10 protein-coding genes are annotated in these 15,855 nt (G+C 63.2%); 9 read left to right on the top strand and 1 reads right to left on the bottom strand.

The features are described 5' to 3' along the window. Window positions 1–3: 3 nt before the first annotated feature. The 9 genes from V6M90_RS19905 to V6M90_RS19865 all read left to right on the top strand — a co-directional run bounded on the left by V6M90_RS19905 (window position 4) and on the right by V6M90_RS19865 (window position 15,438). Window positions 4–1,110 (top strand): DmpA family aminopeptidase, encoded by a 1,107-nt coding sequence (locus V6M90_RS19905; RefSeq protein ID WP_305427172.1) that lies wholly within the window; start codon window positions 4–6, stop codon window positions 1,108–1,110. Window positions 1,111–1,471: 361 nt separating this feature from the next. Next, on the top strand, window positions 1,472–2,905 hold the full coding sequence (locus tag V6M90_RS19900; protein ID WP_003174012.1) for a serralysin family metalloprotease: 1,434 nt from the start codon (window positions 1,472–1,474) through the stop codon (window positions 2,903–2,905). 49 nt (window positions 2,906–2,954) lie between these two features. Continuing rightward, on the top strand, window positions 2,955–3,323 hold the full coding sequence (locus V6M90_RS19895) for an AprI/Inh family metalloprotease inhibitor (RefSeq protein WP_003174011.1): 369 nt from the start codon (window positions 2,955–2,957) through the stop codon (window positions 3,321–3,323). Between the two features lie 103 nt (window positions 3,324–3,426). Continuing rightward, complete coding sequence (locus tag V6M90_RS19890) at window positions 3,427–5,178, top strand: type I secretion system permease/ATPase (RefSeq protein WP_332847007.1); 1,752 nt, start codon at window positions 3,427–3,429, stop codon at window positions 5,176–5,178. After that, on the top strand, window positions 5,175–6,476 hold the full coding sequence (locus V6M90_RS19885; RefSeq protein WP_141064689.1) for an HlyD family type I secretion periplasmic adaptor subunit: 1,302 nt from the start codon (window positions 5,175–5,177) through the stop codon (window positions 6,474–6,476). Before V6M90_RS19890 ends, V6M90_RS19885 begins: the two co-directional genes overlap by 4 nt. Before the next feature lie 2 nt (window positions 6,477–6,478). After that, window positions 6,479–7,822 carry a TolC family outer membrane protein gene (locus V6M90_RS19880; protein WP_003174008.1) on the top strand — a complete coding sequence of 448 codons (1,344 nt, stop codon included), beginning with the start codon at window positions 6,479–6,481 and terminating at the stop codon, window positions 7,820–7,822. Between the two features lie 18 nt (window positions 7,823–7,840). Further along, window positions 7,841–10,798, top strand: coding sequence for an autotransporter serine peptidase EprS (eprS, locus tag V6M90_RS19875; RefSeq protein ID WP_332847006.1), 2,958 nt, complete (start codon window positions 7,841–7,843; stop codon window positions 10,796–10,798). Window positions 10,799–10,847: 49 nt separating this feature from the next. After that, entirely contained in the window at window positions 10,848–13,958 is a 3,111-nt protein-coding gene (locus tag V6M90_RS19870; RefSeq protein WP_332847005.1) for an autotransporter domain-containing protein, read from the top strand. Between the two features lie 55 nt (window positions 13,959–14,013). Then, a complete protein-coding gene (locus tag V6M90_RS19865) occupies window positions 14,014–15,438 on the top strand; it encodes a polyurethane esterase (protein ID WP_332847004.1) in 1,425 nt (474 codons plus the stop codon). 158 nt (window positions 15,439–15,596) lie between these two features. Here the strand turns inward: V6M90_RS19865 and V6M90_RS19860 are convergent, their stop codons facing one another. After that, window positions 15,597–15,821 carry a YgdI/YgdR family lipoprotein gene (locus V6M90_RS19860; protein ID WP_042944708.1) on the bottom strand — a complete coding sequence of 75 codons (225 nt, stop codon included), beginning with the start codon at window positions 15,819–15,821 and terminating at the stop codon, window positions 15,597–15,599. Window positions 15,822–15,855: the final 34 nt, after the last annotated feature.

The following is a 15,855-nucleotide window of genomic DNA, read 5'->3' as shown; positions in this document are numbered from 1 at the left end:
GTTATGCGCGCACGTCAATTGGGTATTACGTTGGGGCTGGGCACGCCCGGCGAGTTGAACGCCATCACCGATGTGCCCGGTGTTCGGGTCGGTCACAGCACACTCAAGGCGCGCATCGGCGGCAAACAGGTGCGCACCGGCGTCAGCGTGATCCAGCCGCGCGCGGTTGAAGCGCGCCAGCAACCGTGTTTCGCCGGTTACCACGTGCTTAACGGCAACGGCGATGCCACGGGCCTGGAGTGGATCAACGAGTCGGGATTGTTGACCACGCCGCTGGCGATCACCAATACCCACAGTATCGGTATCGTGCGCGATACCTTGATTGCCCTGGAGCGCGAGCGCCTGGCCGACCCGGCGGTGTATTGGTGCATGCCGGTGGTGATGGAAACCTATGACGGCCTGCTCAACGATATCTGGGGCCAGCATGTGCGCCCTGAACATGTGCGCGAAGCCGTCGACACTGCGCAAACCGGCCCGGTGCAGGAAGGTGCGGTAGGCGGCGGCACCGGGATGATCTGCCATGAGTTCAAAGGTGGTATCGGCACCGCGTCGCGGCGTCTGCCGGCGGAGCAGGGCGCTTGGACCGTGGGTGTACTGGTGCAGGCCAACCACGGCAAGCGCCAGGAACTGCGGGTCGACGGCTACCCGGTGGGCCGTCGGCTCATGGACATTCCCTCGCCATTCGCCGAGCGCGGCACGCCGGGGATGGGCTCGATCGTGGTGATCCTGGCCACGGATGCGCCGTTGTTGCCGCACCAATGCCAACGCCTGGCGCAACGTGCCTCCATCGGCATCGCCCGCACCGGCGGCGGTACCGAGGACTCCAGCGGTGACCTGTTCCTGGCCTTCGCCACTGGCAACCAGGACCTGCCACCCGCGGATTACGGGCGCAAGGGCCTGCCGTTTTGCAGCACGTTGCGGATGGTCAACAACGATCATATTTCGCCACTGTTCAGCGCAGCTGCGGAAGCGGTGGAAGAGGCGATCATCAACGCAATCCTGGCCGGGGAGGACATGGCCACCGACGACGGTGTGCAGGTGCCGGGTCTGGCCGGCGAAACCCTGGTGCAGGCGTTGCAGGGTACGGGCTGGCGGGTGTGCCGGGAGTGAGGCGAGGTTAATGCTTAGTTGAAGTAGTGGCTGTTTAATGTCGCCAATGCCACCGTGGCAATATATTGGATCCATTTATCAAGTGCGCCGCTGAAGTTGAGCGGCGTTAGCGCTATTTAATATTTAAATAAGAGCGGCCTGCTTTTTGTCCGACAAACTCACACCACCCCAATAAATACGGTATGAACTAGCGTTAGTTGCCAAGTCGAAGATTTTCCACCCTGGAAATAGAGGTAGACGAAAGATTTCAAGTTGTGTCAGTTTCATGACGCCTTCAAAAGAGGCGAGTGATAGGACGATCTCGCCAGCGGGGTTCCTATCGAACAAAGACTGATGCACTTGCACACAAGGAAGTACGTTTATGTCCAAAGTAAAAGACAAGGCTATCGTGTCGGCGGCGCAAGCCAGCACCGCTTACTCGCAAATCGATAGCTTCAGCCATCTGTATGACCGTGGCGGCAACCTCACGGTCAATGGCAAACCCTCCTACACCGTTGACCAGGCAGCCACCCAGTTGCTGCGCGACGGCGCCGCGTACCGGGACTTTGACGGCAACGGCAAGATCGATCTGACTTACACCTTCCTCACCTCGGCTTCCTCGGCCACCCTGAACAAACATGGCATCTCCGGGTTCAGCCAGTTCAACGCACAGCAGAAAGCACAGGCCGTACTGGCCATGCAATCCTGGGCGGACGTAGCCAACGTGGCGTTCACCGAGAAAGCCTCCGGCGGTGATGGCCACATGACCTTCGGCAACTACAGCAGCGGCCAGGACGGCGCCGCGGCCTTCGCCTACCTGCCCGGCACCGGTGCAGGCTACGACGGCACCTCCTGGTACCTGACCAACAACAGCTACACACCGAACAAGACCCCGGACCTGAACAACTATGGCCGGCAGACCCTCACCCACGAAATCGGCCACACCCTGGGCCTGGCTCACCCCGGCGACTACAACGCCGGCGAAGGCGCGCCCACCTACAATGACGCGACCTATGGACAGGACACGCGCGGCTACAGCCTCATGAGTTACTGGAGCGAGAGCAACACCAACCAGAACTTCAGCAAAGGCGGGGTCGAAGCCTATGCCTCCGGTCCGCTGATCGACGACATCGCCGCGATCCAGAAGCTCTACGGCGCCAACTACAACACCCGCGCCGGCGACACCACCTACGGTTTCAACTCCAACACCGGGCGTGATTTCCTCAGCGCCGGTTCCAATGCCGACAAGCTGGTGTTTTCGGTATGGGACGGTGGCGGCAACGACACCCTGGACTTCTCCGGTTTCACCCAGAACCAGAAGATCAACCTCAATGAGACCTCGTTCTCCGACGTAGGCGGCCTGGTGGGCAACGTGTCCATCGCCAAGGGCGTGACCGTCGAGAACGCGTTCGGCGGCGCCGGTAACGACCTGATCATCGGCAACAACGCCGCCAACGTCATCAAGGGTGGGGCCGGCAACGACCTGATCTATGGCGGCGGCGGGGCGGACCAACTGTGGGGCGGCGCGGGCAGTGACACCTTTGTGTTCGGCGCCAGTTCCGACTCCAGGCCAGGGGCGGCGGACAAGCTCTTGGACTTTACGTCGGGCTCGGACAAGATCGACCTCAGCGGCATCACCAAAGGCGCCGGCCTGAGCTTCGTTAACGCATTTACCGGGCATGCCGGCGATGCGGTGTTGAGCTACGCCGCGGGCACCAACCTGGGCACCTTGGCGGTAGACTTCTCCGGGCACGGCGTGGCGGATTTCCTCGTCACCACGGTCGGCCAGGCAGCGGTCAGTGACATCGTAGCGTGATACAAGGGCGCGGCGTTTCGACGTCGCGCCTGCACGAGGGAGCGTGAAGATGCAGCGTTTTTTCAATGTGATCGCCTGCGGGTTGCAGGTGATGTTCGTGTCGGCAGGAGCCCACGCAATGGCGAGCAGTCTTGTATTACCCACCACGGCCCAGTTGGCCGGGCATTGGCAGTTGCACCGGCAGGATCAGGTATGTGCCTTGGACCTGTTTGAACAGGCGAATGCGCTGGGCGGCGATGTGGCCTGTGCCGAGCAATGGCTGGGAGAAAAACCCCTGACCTGGTCGCCGACACCTGACGGCATCTGGCTGTTCAATGCCGAGGGCAGCGGCATTGCACACTTGAATCGCCAGAAGAGTGGCGACTATCAGGCCCGCGCCAAAACCGGCGCCGTCATTGAACTAAAACGAATGCCTTAGTTATCGCTATAAGCTTATTACTGGATTTTATTAGTTGTTCGGCCTGTATCAGGGGCTCGGGCAGCTTATGCGCGCAATTTGGTTCAAGGAAGATAAAAAACATATGGCCAAGCCCCCTGTTGTTGCGCCGTTATTCAAAGCGCTGGGTGAATACAAGAGCATCTTGATCAGTATTGGCTGCTTCACCGCCTTGATTAACCTGTTGATGCTGGTGCCGTCGATTTACATGCTGCAAGTGTATGACCGTGTGCTGTCCTCCCAGAACGAAACCACCCTGGTGATGTTGACGCTGATGGTCGTGGGCTTCTTTGCGTTTATTGGCACCCTGGAAGCGATCCGCAGTTTTATCGTGATCCGTATCGGCAGCCAGCTGGAACGGCGTTTCAACCTGCGCGTGTACAAGGCCGCTTTCGAACGCAACCTGCAACGCGGCGAGGGGCATGCCGGGCAATCCCTGGGCGACCTGACCCATATCCGCCAATTCATCACCGGGCCGGCGCTGTTCGCGTTCTGCGATGCGCCGTGGTTTCCCATCTACCTGTTGGTGATTTTCCTGTTCAACCTGTGGCTCGGCGTACTGGCCAGCGCCGGCGCGCTGCTGCTGATCGGCCTGGCCTGCCTGAACGAATACCTGACCAAAAAGCCTCTGGGTGAGGCCAGCGGTTTCTCCCAGCAATCGACCCAGCTGGCCACCAGTCATTTGCACAACGCCGAAACCATCCAGGCCATGGGCATGCTCGGTGCGTTGCGCAAACGCTGGTTTGCCGTGCATACGCAGTTCCTGGGCTTACAGAACACCGCCAGTGACACCGGTTCGGTGGTCACCTCATTGAGCAAATCCCTGCGTCTGTGCCTGCAGTCCCTGGTCCTGGGCCTGGGCGCGTTGTTGGTGATCCGTGGCGAGATGACGGCGGGGATGATGATCGCCGGTTCAATCCTGATGGGCCGGGTACTCAGCCCTATCGACCAACTGATCGCCGTATGGAAGCAATGGAATTCGGCCAAGCTGGCCTACCAGCGCCTGGATGACTTGCTGCGCGAATTCCCGCCGCACGTGGAGCAGATGGCCTTGCCCGCGCCCAAGGGCCAGGTGAGTTTCGAGCAGGTGAGCGCAGGCCCGCCGGGGCGGCGTCTGGCGACCTTGCAGCAGGTCAGCTTCAACCTCGCCGCCGGCGAAGTGCTCGGCGTGCTCGGCGCCTCGGGGTCCGGCAAATCCACCCTGGCCCGCGTGCTGGTGGGGGTATGGCCAACGCTGGCCGGCACCGTGCGCCTGGACGGTGCGGATATCCATCGCTGGGACCGCGACGACCTTGGCCCGCACATCGGCTATCTGCCCCAGGACATCGAACTGTTCAGCGGCAGCATCGCCGACAACATTGCGCGCTTTCGCGAGGCCGACCCGGAGCAGGTGGTGAAGGCCGCTCGGCAGGCCGGCGTGCACGAGCTGATCCTGCGTTTGCCCCAAGGCTACGACACCGTCTTGGGCGACAACGGCGGCGGTCTGTCCGGCGGCCAGAAACAACGCGTGGCCCTGGCCCGTGCACTGTACGGCGGGCCGCGCTTGATCGTGCTGGATGAACCCAACTCCAATCTCGACACCGTCGGCGAAGCCGCGCTGGCCGGTGCCATCGTGCAGATGAAAGCCCAGGGCAGCAGCGTGGTGCTGGTCACCCATCGCTCCTCGGCGCTGGCCCAGGCCGACAAGTTGCTGGTGTTGAGCGATGGGCATTTGCAAGCCTTCGGGCCGAGCCAGGAAGTGCTGCGTGCGTTGTCCGGCCAGCAGCAAGCGCCCAAGGAAAAACCGGGCGTCAGTTTCAGTCGTCAGTATCAAGCCGGAAGGAATCCAGGCGCATGAGCAGCCTTACATTTGCACAACGTGACGCGCGGTTTTTCGTACGCGTAGGCTGGTGGCTGACCGTGGTCGGCGCCGGCGGTTTTTTCCTCTGGGCCAGCCTGGCGCCCCTGGACCAGGGCATTCCGGTCCAGGGCACAGTGGTGGTGTCCGGCAAGCGCAAGGCTGTGCAAACCCTCAGCCCCGGCGTGGTCAGCCGCATTCTGGTGCGCGAGGGTGAGCGGGTGAAGCAGGGCCAGCCGCTGTTTCGTCTTGACCAGACCCAGAACCAGGCCGACGTGCAGTCGTTGCAGGCCCAGTACCGTATGGCCTGGGCCAGTGTGGCACGCTGGCAGAGTGAGCGTGACAACCAGGCCGGCGTGACCTTTCCGGCCGAGCTGAGCGCCAATCCCGATCCGGCCCTGGCGTTGGTGCTGGAAGGCCAGCGCCAACTGTTCAGCAGCCGCCGCGAAGCCTTTGCCCGTGAACAAGCCGGTATTCGCGCGAATATCGACGGCGCTTCGGCGCAGTTGAATGGCATGCGCCGCGCCCGCAGTGACCTGACCGCCCAGGCGCAATCCCTGCGTGACCAATTGAATAACCTGCAACCCTTGGCCGACAACGGCTACATCCCGCGCAATCGCTTGATGGAATACCAGCGCCAGTTGTCCCAGGTGCAACAGGACTTGGCACAGAACACCGGCGAAAGCGGCCGGGTAGAGCAGGGCATCCTCGAGTCGCGGCTCAAGTTGCAGCAGCACAGCGAGGAATATCAGAAGGAAGTGCGCAGCCAACTGGCCGATGCACAACTGCGCAGCCTGACCCTGGAGCAGCAACTGACCTCGGCCGGGTTCGACCTGCAGCACAGTGAAATCAACGCCCCGGCCGACGGTATCGCCGTCAACCTCGGTGTGCACACCGAAGGCGCCGTGGTGCGTGCCGGCGAAACCCTGCTGGAAATCGTACCCCAGGGCACACGCCTGGAAGTCGAAGGGCACCTGCCGGTGCATCTGGTGGACAAGGTCGGCACCCACCTGCCGGTCGACATCCTCTTCACCGCCTTCAACCAGAGCCGCACACCAAGGGTGCCAGGGGAGGTCAGCCTGATTTCCGCCGACCAGATGCTCGACGAGAAAACCGGCGCGCCGTACTACGTGCTGCGCACCACGGTCAGCGAAGCCGCCCTGGAGAAACTCCACGGCCTGGTGATCAAGCCCGGCATGCCCGCCGAGATGTTCGTGCGTACCGGCGAGCGCTCGCTGCTCAATTACCTGTTCAAGCCGCTGCTCGACCGCGCCGGCTCCGCGTTGACCGAGGAATGAGCATGAAACCTGTGTTCATTGCCCTGCTGTTCAGTTGTGCCAGCGCCCAGGCGGCCATGGGCCCATTCGATGTGTACGAGCAAGCCCTGCGCAACGATCCGGTGTTCCTTGGGGCCATCAAGGAGCGCGATGCCGGTCTGGAAAACCGCACCATCGGCCGCGCCGGCCTGCTGCCCAAGCTGTCGTACAACTACAACAAGGGTCGTAACAACTCCGAGGCGCACTTGCCGGACGGGCGCGGCGGCAGCTACCGCGACGACCGCAACTACAACAGCTACGGCTCTACCTTCAGCCTGCAACAGCCGTTGTTCGACTACGAAGCCTACGCCAACTACCGCAAGGGCTTGGCCCAGGCGCTGTTTGCCGACGAAAGTTTTCGCGACAAGAGCCAGGCGCTGCTGGTGCGCGTGCTGACCTATTACACCCAGGCGCTGTTTGCCCAGGACCAGATCGACATCGCCCGCGCCAAGAAGAAAGCCTTCGAGCAGCAATTCCAGCAGAACCAGCACCTGTTCCAGCAAGGCGAGGGCACCCGCACCGATATTCTCGAAGCCGAGTCGCGCTATGAGCTGGCCACCGCCGAAGAGATCCAGGCGCTGGATGAGCAGGACGCATCGTTAAGAGAGCTGGGCGCGTTGATCGGCGTGCAGAGCGTCAACATCCACGACCTGGCACCGCTCAACCAGGGCTTTGCGGCGTTTACGCTGAGCCCGGCCAACTACGACAGCTGGCATGAACTGGCGCTCAGCAGCAACCCCACGCTTGCGTCCCAACGCCAGGCCCTGGAAGTGGCGCGCTATGAGGTGGAACGCAATCGCGCCGGGCACCTGCCCAAGGTCACGGCCTACGCCAGTTCGCGCCAGCAGGAGTCCGACAGCGGCAACACCTACAACCAGCGCTACGACACCAACACCATCGGCGTGGAAGTGAGTGTGCCGCTGTATGCCGGTGGTGGCGTCTCGGCCGCAACCCGTCAGGCCAGCCGCGCCATGGAGCAGGCCGAATATGAGCTGGAGGGCAAGACCCGCGAAACCCTGATCGAATTGCGTCGGCAGTTCAGCGCTTGCCTGTCCGGCGTGAGCAAGTTGCGCGCTTACCAGAAGGCCCTGGCCTCGGCCGAAGCGCTGGTGGTGTCGACCCAGCAAAGCATCCTCGGCGGCGAGCGGGTCAACCTCGATGCGCTCAACGCCGAGCAGCAGCTGTACAGCACCCGTCGCGACCTCGCCCAGGCGCGTTATGACTACCTGATGGCCTGGACCAAATTGCATTACTACGCGGGCAACCTGCGTGAGACCGACCTGGCAAAGGTGGACGAGGCCTTTGGCCCCGTGAGCACACGCCCATAACAACAAACGGAGGTTCTGATGAGCACTGATGTGTCGCGTTTCAAGCCGTTTACCGCAGGTTCCTTGTTGCTCTTGTCCGTGACGGCACAGGCGCAATACACCGAGACCGGTCAACTCGGTAACCCCGCCAGTTGGCGCTCCACCGAGTACCTGAGCGACTGGGGCCTGGACCGCATGCAGGCCAACCAGGCCTACGCCGCCGGGATCAGCGGCAGTGGGGTCAACATCGGTGCGCTGGACTCGGGCTTCGATGCCAGCCACCCCGAGGCGTCCAGGGACCGCTTCCACCCGGTCACCGCCAGCGGCACTTACCTGGACGGCAGCCCGTTCAGTACCACGGGCGCACTCAACCCGAATAACGACTCCCACGGCACCCACGTCACCGGCACCCTGGGCGCCGCGCGTGATGGCGTCGGCATGCACGGCGTGGCTTATAACGCGCAGGTCTACGTGGGCAACACCAACGCCAACGACAGCTTCCTGTTCGGTCCCACCCCGGACCCCAAGTATTTCCAGGCGGTGTACGGCGCCCTGGTGGATTCCGGCGTGCGCGCCATCAACAACAGCTGGGGCAGCCAGCCCAAGGATGTCAGCTACCAGACCCTCGGCGACCTGCATGCCGCCTATGCCCAGCACTACAACCGTGGCACCTGGCTGGACGCAGCGGCGCAAGTGGCCAAGGCCGGTGTGATCAATGTGTTCAGCGCTGGCAACAGTGGCTATGCGAATGCCAGCGTACGTTCGACGCTGCCGTATTTCCAGCCGGAGCTGGAAGGGCACTGGCTGGCGGTGTCGGGGCTGGATAAAGCCAATAACCAGAAATATAACAAGTGCGGTATCGCCAAGTACTGGTGCATTTCCACCCCAGGTGCGTTGATCAACAGCACCGTTCCCAATGGCGGTTATGGAGTGAAATCCGGCACCTCGATGTCGGCGCCCCATGCCACGGGGGCCTTGGCGCTGGTCATGGAACGCTACCCCTATATGACCAACGAGCAGGCCTTGCAGGTGCTGCTGACCACCGCCACCCAGCTCGACGGCTCGACCACCCTGGCCCCCAACGCAAGCGTGGGCTGGGGCGTGCCCGACCTGGGTCGGGCGATGCACGGGCCGGGGCAATTGCTCGGCGCGATGAACGTGAATCTGGCTGCCGGGAGCGGCGATCTGTGGAGCAACGGCATTTCTGACCAGGCCCTGATCCAACGCCAGGCCGAGGATACGGCCGAGCACGCCGCCTGGCAGCAAACCCTGATCGACAAAGGCTGGCAAAACGGCGTGAGCGCTAGCGCCAGCCAGCAGGACCAGACGGACTATGCCGTGGGGACGGCCCGTGACCGCGCTGCAGCGAATCGGGTCTATGTCGGCAGCCTGGTCAAGTCCGGCGCGGGCACCCTGGTACTCAGCGGCGACAGCACCTATCGCGGCGCCACCACCGTCAACGGCGGGTTGCTGGCCGTCAACGGTTCGCTGACCTCGGCGGTAACCGTGAACGACAGCGGCACCTTAGGCGGTTCCGGGCGGATTGCTGCGTTGTCGGTCAACAGTGGCGGGCGCGTCGCACCGGGCAATTCCGTGGGCACCTTGCAGGTGGCGGGGGATGTGAACCTCGGCGCGGGCTCGACCTACGCCGTGGAACTCACGCCCACTGGCAGCGACCGGATTGTCGCCGGCGGCCAGGCCATCCTCGGCGGCGGCAACGTCACCCTGGCCCTGGAAAACAGCCCGACGTTGCTCAGCGCGGCGCAGGCGCACAGTCTGATCGGTCGCCAGTACAGCATTCTTCAGGCGGCGGGCGGCATCCAGGGGCAATTTGGCCAGGTACTGCCCGATTACCTGTTCCTGGGCGGCCGCCTCGATTACGCAGGTAATGCCGTGCAACTGGACGTGGTGCGCAATGAGGCGAGTTTCGCCAGCGTCGCGGCCAACCGCAATCAGCGTGCGGTGGCCGATGCCGCCGAACAACTCGGCGCGGGCAACCCGGTGTATGAAAGCCTGCTGCGCTCCGACTCCCTGGGCACTGCGCGGCAAGGCTTGCAGCAACTGTCCGGCGAGATCTACCCGGCACTGGGTGCCCAACTGATCAACGACAGCCGCCAACTGCGCGATGCGCTGGGTGAGCGGCTGCATGACGAAGCGGCGACGGCGCAGAGCAACCTGTGGCTCAAGGCGCTCGGCGCCTGGGGCAAGACCGACAGCCGCAGCGAAACCGCCGGTTCCACCGCCGCCCTCGGCGGCCTGCTGCTGGGCGTGGACGGTGCGTTGGATGAGCAGACCCGCGTCGGCGTAGTCGCAGGCTACAGCGACAGTTCGCTGAACATGGGCAGCAGCACCCATTCCCGGGCCGCCGTCGACAGCTACCACTTCGGCGCCTATGCCGGGCGCGAAATCGGCGCCTGGCGTCTGAGCGGCGGCGCCACTTATAGCTGGCACCGCGCCGACGTTAAGCGCGACCTGCAATACGGCGAGGTCAGCGGCAAGCAAAAGGCCAAGCTGGACGCGCGCAGTGCCCAGCTGTTTACCGAAGCCGCTTACCGCCTCGCGCTGCAACCCCTGACGCTGGAGCCGTTCGCCAACTTGGCCTACGTGCACCTGGACACTGATGCATTCCACGAAAAGGGCGATGCCGCCGCCCTGCAACGCGGCAGTGACCAACGCGATACCGTGCTCGGCACCCTCGGCCTGCGCGCGCTGAAGACCCTGGCGCTCAACGATCACCAGCAACTGGAACTGTCCGGTTCGCTGGGCTGGCAACACAGCCTGAGCGCCGTCGAGTCCGAAGAGCACCTGGCGTTTGTCGCCGGCGGCCCGTCATTCGCGGTGCGCAGCGCGCCGTTGCTGCGGGATGCGGCGCTGGTGGGCGTGCAGGCGAGCCTGGCGCTGAGCCCGGCGACGCGGGTCAACCTTGATTACAACGGGCAGTTGGGCGAGCGCGCGAAAACCCAAGGCGTGGGCTTGAGCCTGAACTGGCAGTTCTAGTGTGGGAAGTGTTTACACACCGGCAATAAGAAAACTAAGGAAGGTCACCGTGAATAAATGCAAGTCAGGGTTAACTACCGCCATCCACACCGCCTTGGGCTACCCGCTCAAGGCCAAACGCAGCGCGCCATACGGTGCGTTGTTGTGTTGCCTGGCAAGCCTGGGTACCGCCCAGGCCGCACCCTACGTGGAAACCGGCAAGCTGGGCGATGCGGCCAGTTGGCGCAGCGCCGAGTTCAAGGCCGACTGGGGCCTGGGCGCCGTGCGGGCGGACACCGCGTACGCCGCCGGCTATACCGGCAAGGGCGTCAAACTGGGGATCTTCGACCAGCCGGTGTACGCCCAGCACCCGGAATTCGCCAGCCCTGGCAAAGTGGTGACGGTTGTCACCGAGGGCATTCGCCAGTACACCGACCCCTATATTCCGGTCAAAGCCGGTGATGCGTTTCGTTATGACGGTACGCCGTCGCTGGGTTCCAACGGCAAGCTGGGTAACCACGGCACCCACGTCGGTGGTATTGCCGCCGGCAACCGCGATGGCGGGCCGATGCACGGCGTGGCCTTCAACGCGCAGATCATCAGCGCCGAGAACGGCGATCCGGGGCCCGAGGACGGGATCATCCTCGGCAACGACGGGGCGGTGTACAAGGCGGGCTGGGATGGCTTGGTCGCCAGCGGCGCGCGGATCATCAACAACAGCTGGGGCATCGGCATTGGTGACCAGTACGCCAAGGGCGGTCGCGACCCGGCCTTTCCAAACTTCACCGTCAATGAAGCGCAGGCGCAGTTCGATAACATCCGGCCGATCCTCGGTACGCTGGCAGGCGGCGCTTATCAAGGCGCCATCGACGCCGCCCGCAGTGGCGTGCTGACCATCTTCGCCGCCGGTAACGACTACAACCGCAACAATCCCGATGCCATCTCGGGGCTGGCGTATTTTGTACCGCAGATCGCCCCCAACTGGCTGTCGGTCGCGGCATTGCAGCAGAACCCGGACACCGCCAGCGCCAATCCTTACGTGATCAGCACGTTTTCCTCACGCTGCGGGTATGCCGCGAGTTTTTGTGTGGCGGCGCCGGGAACCAGAATCTATAGCTCGGTGATCAACGGCACCAGCCTTGAGAACCTCACCACCGACTGGGCCAACTTCAACGGCACCTCCATGGCCGCGCCGCATGTGGCCGGCAGTGCGGCGGTGTTGATGGAGCGCTTTCCCTATATGAGCGGCGAGCAGATTTCCACCTTGCTCAAAACCACCGCCACCGACCTGGGCGCGCCGGGCATCGACTCGCTGTATGGCTGGGGCATGATCAACCTGGGCAAGGCCGTCAACGGCCCTGGGATGTTTATCACCGCTGAGGATATTCCCGCCGAGTTCCGCATCGATGGCGCGTATGGCAGTGGGCAGTTCGTCGCCGACCTGCCGGGCATCGGCGCGGTGGTGGATGCCGGCAAGCCGACCCAACGCCTGTGCAACGACGTGCACTGTGGCCTGGATGTGTGGAGCAACGACATCTCGGGGCATGGCGGCCTGACCAAGCTGGGCGTCGGCGCGTTGGTACTGACCGGCAGCAACACCTACAGCGGCCCGACCCTGGTCAACCAGGGCCTGCTGGCGGTCAATGGCTCGATCACCTCCGACGTCACCGTCAGCCAGAGCGGCGTGCTGGGTGGCTCGGGGCGCATCGGTTCGCTGCTGGCACAACGCGGCGGCACGGTGGCGCCGGGTAATTCGATCGGCACGCTCAACGTGGCAGGGGACGTAACGTTCGAAGCAGGCTCCACCTATGCGGTAGAACTGTCGCCCACCAGCAGCGACCGCATCGTCGCCGGGGGAACCGCGACGCTCAACGGCAACACCGTAACCCTCGCGCTGGAAAACAGCCCGACGTTATTGAGCACGGCACAGGCCCAAAGCCTGATCGGCCGCCAGTACACCATTCTGCAAGCCGCGGGCGGCATCAACGGTGGTTTTGGTGCGGTATTGCCCAACTACCTGTTTATCGGTGGTGACCTGGACTATGCGGCCAACGGCGTGCAACTGGCTGTGGCGCGTACGGCCAACAGCTTCGCCAGCGCGGGTGCCACCGACAACCAACGCGCCGTGGCCGCCGCCGCCGAGCAACTGGGCGCGGGCAATGCGGTGTATGAAAGCCTGCTGCTGGCACCGAATGTCGCCACGGCGCAGGGTGCGTTCCAGCAACTGACCGGGGAAATCTACCCGGCGCTGCAAAGTGCGCTGGTCAACGACAGCCGCTACCTGCGCGAAGCGGTGGGCGAACGCCTGCAAAACGGCGAAATGGGTGCCAGCAGCCAGACCGTCGACACGCGCGGCAACGTCTGGGTCAAGGCGCTGGGTGCCTGGGGCAAATCCGATGGGCGCAGCGATACGGCAGCCTACACCACCTCGATTGGCGGCCTGCTGGCCGGGGTCGACGGTGCGCTGGACGACGACACCCGCCTGGGCCTGGTCGCGGGCTACAGCGATACCTCGCTGAATATGGGCAGCGGCACGCATTCACGGGCAGCCGTCGACAGCTACCACTTCGGCGCCTACGCCGGACACGAAATCGGCGCCTGGCGCTTGAGCGGTGGCGCCACCTACAGCTGGCACCGCGCGGACGTCAAACGTGACCTGCAATACGGTGACGTCAGCGGCAAACAAAAAGCCAAGGTGGACGCACGCAGCACCCAGGTATTCGGCGAAGCGGCGTACCGCGTGAACCTGCAGCCCCTGGCCCTGGAGCCGTTCGCCAACCTGGCCTACGTGCATCTGGACACCGACGGTGTGACCGAAAAGGGCGATGCCGCTGCCTTGAAAAGCCGCGATGACCGCCGCGATCTGGTGCTGAGCACCTTGGGCGTGCGTGGCCTGAAGACCTTCAACGTCAATGACCACCAGCAACTGCAACTGTCGGGCACCCTGGGCTGGCAACACAACCTGAGCAGCACCGCGTCGCAGCAGCCCCTGGCGTTCGCGTCGGGCGGCCCCTCGTTTGCGGTCGAGAGTACGCCAATGACGCGCGATGCCGCGTTGGTCGGCGCACGCGCCAGCCTGGCGCTGAGCAAGGAGGCACGGGTTAATTTCGACTACAACGGCTTGCTGTCCGGCAAGGAGAAGGTCCACGGCGTGGGCTTGAGCCTCGACTGGGCGTTCTGAAGGTTCAAACGCCCCGCAAGGGGCGGTATCCAACAATAAGAAAAGAGGATGCAGCATGGCTGTCTTTGACTATAAAAACCTCGGGGTCGAGGGTTCCAAAGCGCTGTTCGCCGATGCCATGGCGATTACGTTGTATAGCTACCACAACCTGGATAACGGCTTTGCCGTGGGCTACCAGCACAACGGTTTGGGCCTTGGCTTGCTCGCCACACTGGTCGGTGCGTTACTGGGCGGCAGCGATTCCCAAGGCGTGATTCCCGGTGTGCCCTGGAACCCCGACTCGGAAAAAGCCGCGTTGGAGGCCGTGCAAAAGGCCGGTTGGACGCCCATCAGCGCCAGCACCCTGGGCTACTCGGGCAATGTCGACGCCAGGGGCACCTTCTTTGGCGAAAAGGCCGGTTACACCACGGCCCAGGTCGAGGTGCTGGGCAAGTACGATGACGCGGGTAAATTGCTCGAAATCGGCATTGGCTTTCGCGGCACATCCGGCCCCAGGGAAAGCCTGATCAGCGACTCCATTGGCGACCTGGTCAGTGATCTGCTCGCCGCGTTCGGCCCCAAGGATTATGCAAAAAACTACGCCGGCGAGGCCTTTGGCGGCTTGCTCAAGCACGTTGCCGACTACGCCGGCGCCCAGGGCCTGAGCGGCCACGACGTGGTGGTCAGTGGCCACAGCCTGGGCGGCCTGGCGGTCAACAGCATGGCCGACCTGAGCGCGGGTAAATGGGCGGGGTTCTACCAGGACGCCAAGTACGTGGCCTATGCCTCGCCGACCCAGAGCAGCGGTGACAAGGTGCTCAATGTCGGCTACGAAAACGACCCGGTCTTCCGTGCGCTGAATGGCTCGTCCGTCAACGGGTCGTCGCTGGGCGTGCATGACCAGCCCCACGCGTCGACCACCGACAACATCGTCAGCTTCAACGACCACTACGCCTCGACGCTGTGGAACGTGCTGCCGTCTTCCATCGTCAACCTGCCGACCTGGGTCTCGCACTTGCCCACCGGGTATGGCGACGGCATGACGCGCATCCTCGATTCCGGGTTCTATGAGCAAATGAATCGCGACTCGACGATTATCGTCGCCAACCTCTCCGACCCGGCCCGCGCCACCACTTGGGTGCAGGACCTCAACCGCAACGCCGAACCGCACAAGGGCGATACCTTCATCATTGGCAGCGACGGCAATGACCTGATCCAGGGCGGTAAAGGCGCCGACTTTATCGAGGGCGGCAAGGGCAACGACACGCTGCGTGACAGCAGTGGGCATAACACTTTTTTATTCAGCGGGCAGTTTGGCCAGGACCGGGTCATCGGCTATCAACCGACGGATAAGCTGGTGTTCACCGACATCGCGGGCAGTGCCGATTATCGTGACCACGCCAGGGTGGTGGGCGGCGATACGGTAATCAGCTTTGGCGAGGATTCGGTGACATTGGTGGGGGTGAATGGTTTGTCGGGGGAGGGGATTGTGATCAGTTAAACGGGCTGCTGTGGCGAGGGAGCTTGCTCCCGTTGACTGCGCAGCAGTCTCCGGCTTTAAAGGGGCGCTTCGCACCCCAGCGGGAGCAAGCTCCCTCGCCACAAAGTCGAATCGTCGCACCGCCCCTCCCACATTTGATCGGTGTTGATTGAAAGAAATCAGTTTTCCTTGCGCACGGTGGCCACGTCATCAGCCTTGACGCGGATACGCTTGCCGGCGATATCGGTGAACTCGTAAAAACCGTCGACGGTTTTGGCGTTCGGTGTGTCCTTGGTCAAATACTGTGTTCCATTTTGCAGCGTCACCACGGTTTGCGTGGCGCAACCGGCCAATACCAGAAAAGTGAGTGCAACCAGCGGCAGACCCAAATTCTTCATGTTCATAACCCTTACCGTTAACCCTGGAAAGTCCCGCGCC

This window comes from Pseudomonas lactucae (assembly GCF_036688725.1).
In the GTDB taxonomy this organism is placed as follows: Bacteria; Pseudomonadota; Gammaproteobacteria; order Pseudomonadales; family Pseudomonadaceae; genus Aquipseudomonas; species Aquipseudomonas lactucae.
The sequence above is the reverse complement of the archived record's forward strand: the minus strand, read 5'-3'. Positions and strand labels throughout refer to the sequence as shown.

Bases quoted from the DNA above. Each gene is read 5' to 3' on its own strand.
- V6M90_RS19905 (WP_305427172.1), top strand. From the start codon at position 4: ATGCGCGCACGTCAATTGGGTATTACGTTGGGGCTGGGCACGCCCGGC.
- V6M90_RS19900 (WP_003174012.1), top strand. From the start codon at position 1,472: ATGTCCAAAGTAAAAGACAAGGCTATCGTGTCGGCGGCGCAAGCCAGC.
- V6M90_RS19895 (WP_003174011.1), top strand. From the start codon at position 2,955: ATGCAGCGTTTTTTCAATGTGATCGCCTGCGGGTTGCAGGTGATGTTC.
- V6M90_RS19890 (WP_332847007.1), top strand. From the start codon at position 3,427: ATGGCCAAGCCCCCTGTTGTTGCGCCGTTATTCAAAGCGCTGGGTGAA.
- V6M90_RS19885 (WP_141064689.1), top strand. From the start codon at position 5,175: ATGAGCAGCCTTACATTTGCACAACGTGACGCGCGGTTTTTCGTACGC.
- V6M90_RS19880 (WP_003174008.1), top strand. From the start codon at position 6,479: ATGAAACCTGTGTTCATTGCCCTGCTGTTCAGTTGTGCCAGCGCCCAG.
- eprS (WP_332847006.1), top strand. From the start codon at position 7,841: ATGAGCACTGATGTGTCGCGTTTCAAGCCGTTTACCGCAGGTTCCTTG.
- V6M90_RS19865 (WP_332847004.1), top strand. From the start codon at position 14,014: ATGGCTGTCTTTGACTATAAAAACCTCGGGGTCGAGGGTTCCAAAGCG.
- V6M90_RS19860 (WP_042944708.1), bottom strand. From the start codon at position 15,821: ATGAACATGAAGAATTTGGGTCTGCCGCTGGTTGCACTCACTTTTCTG.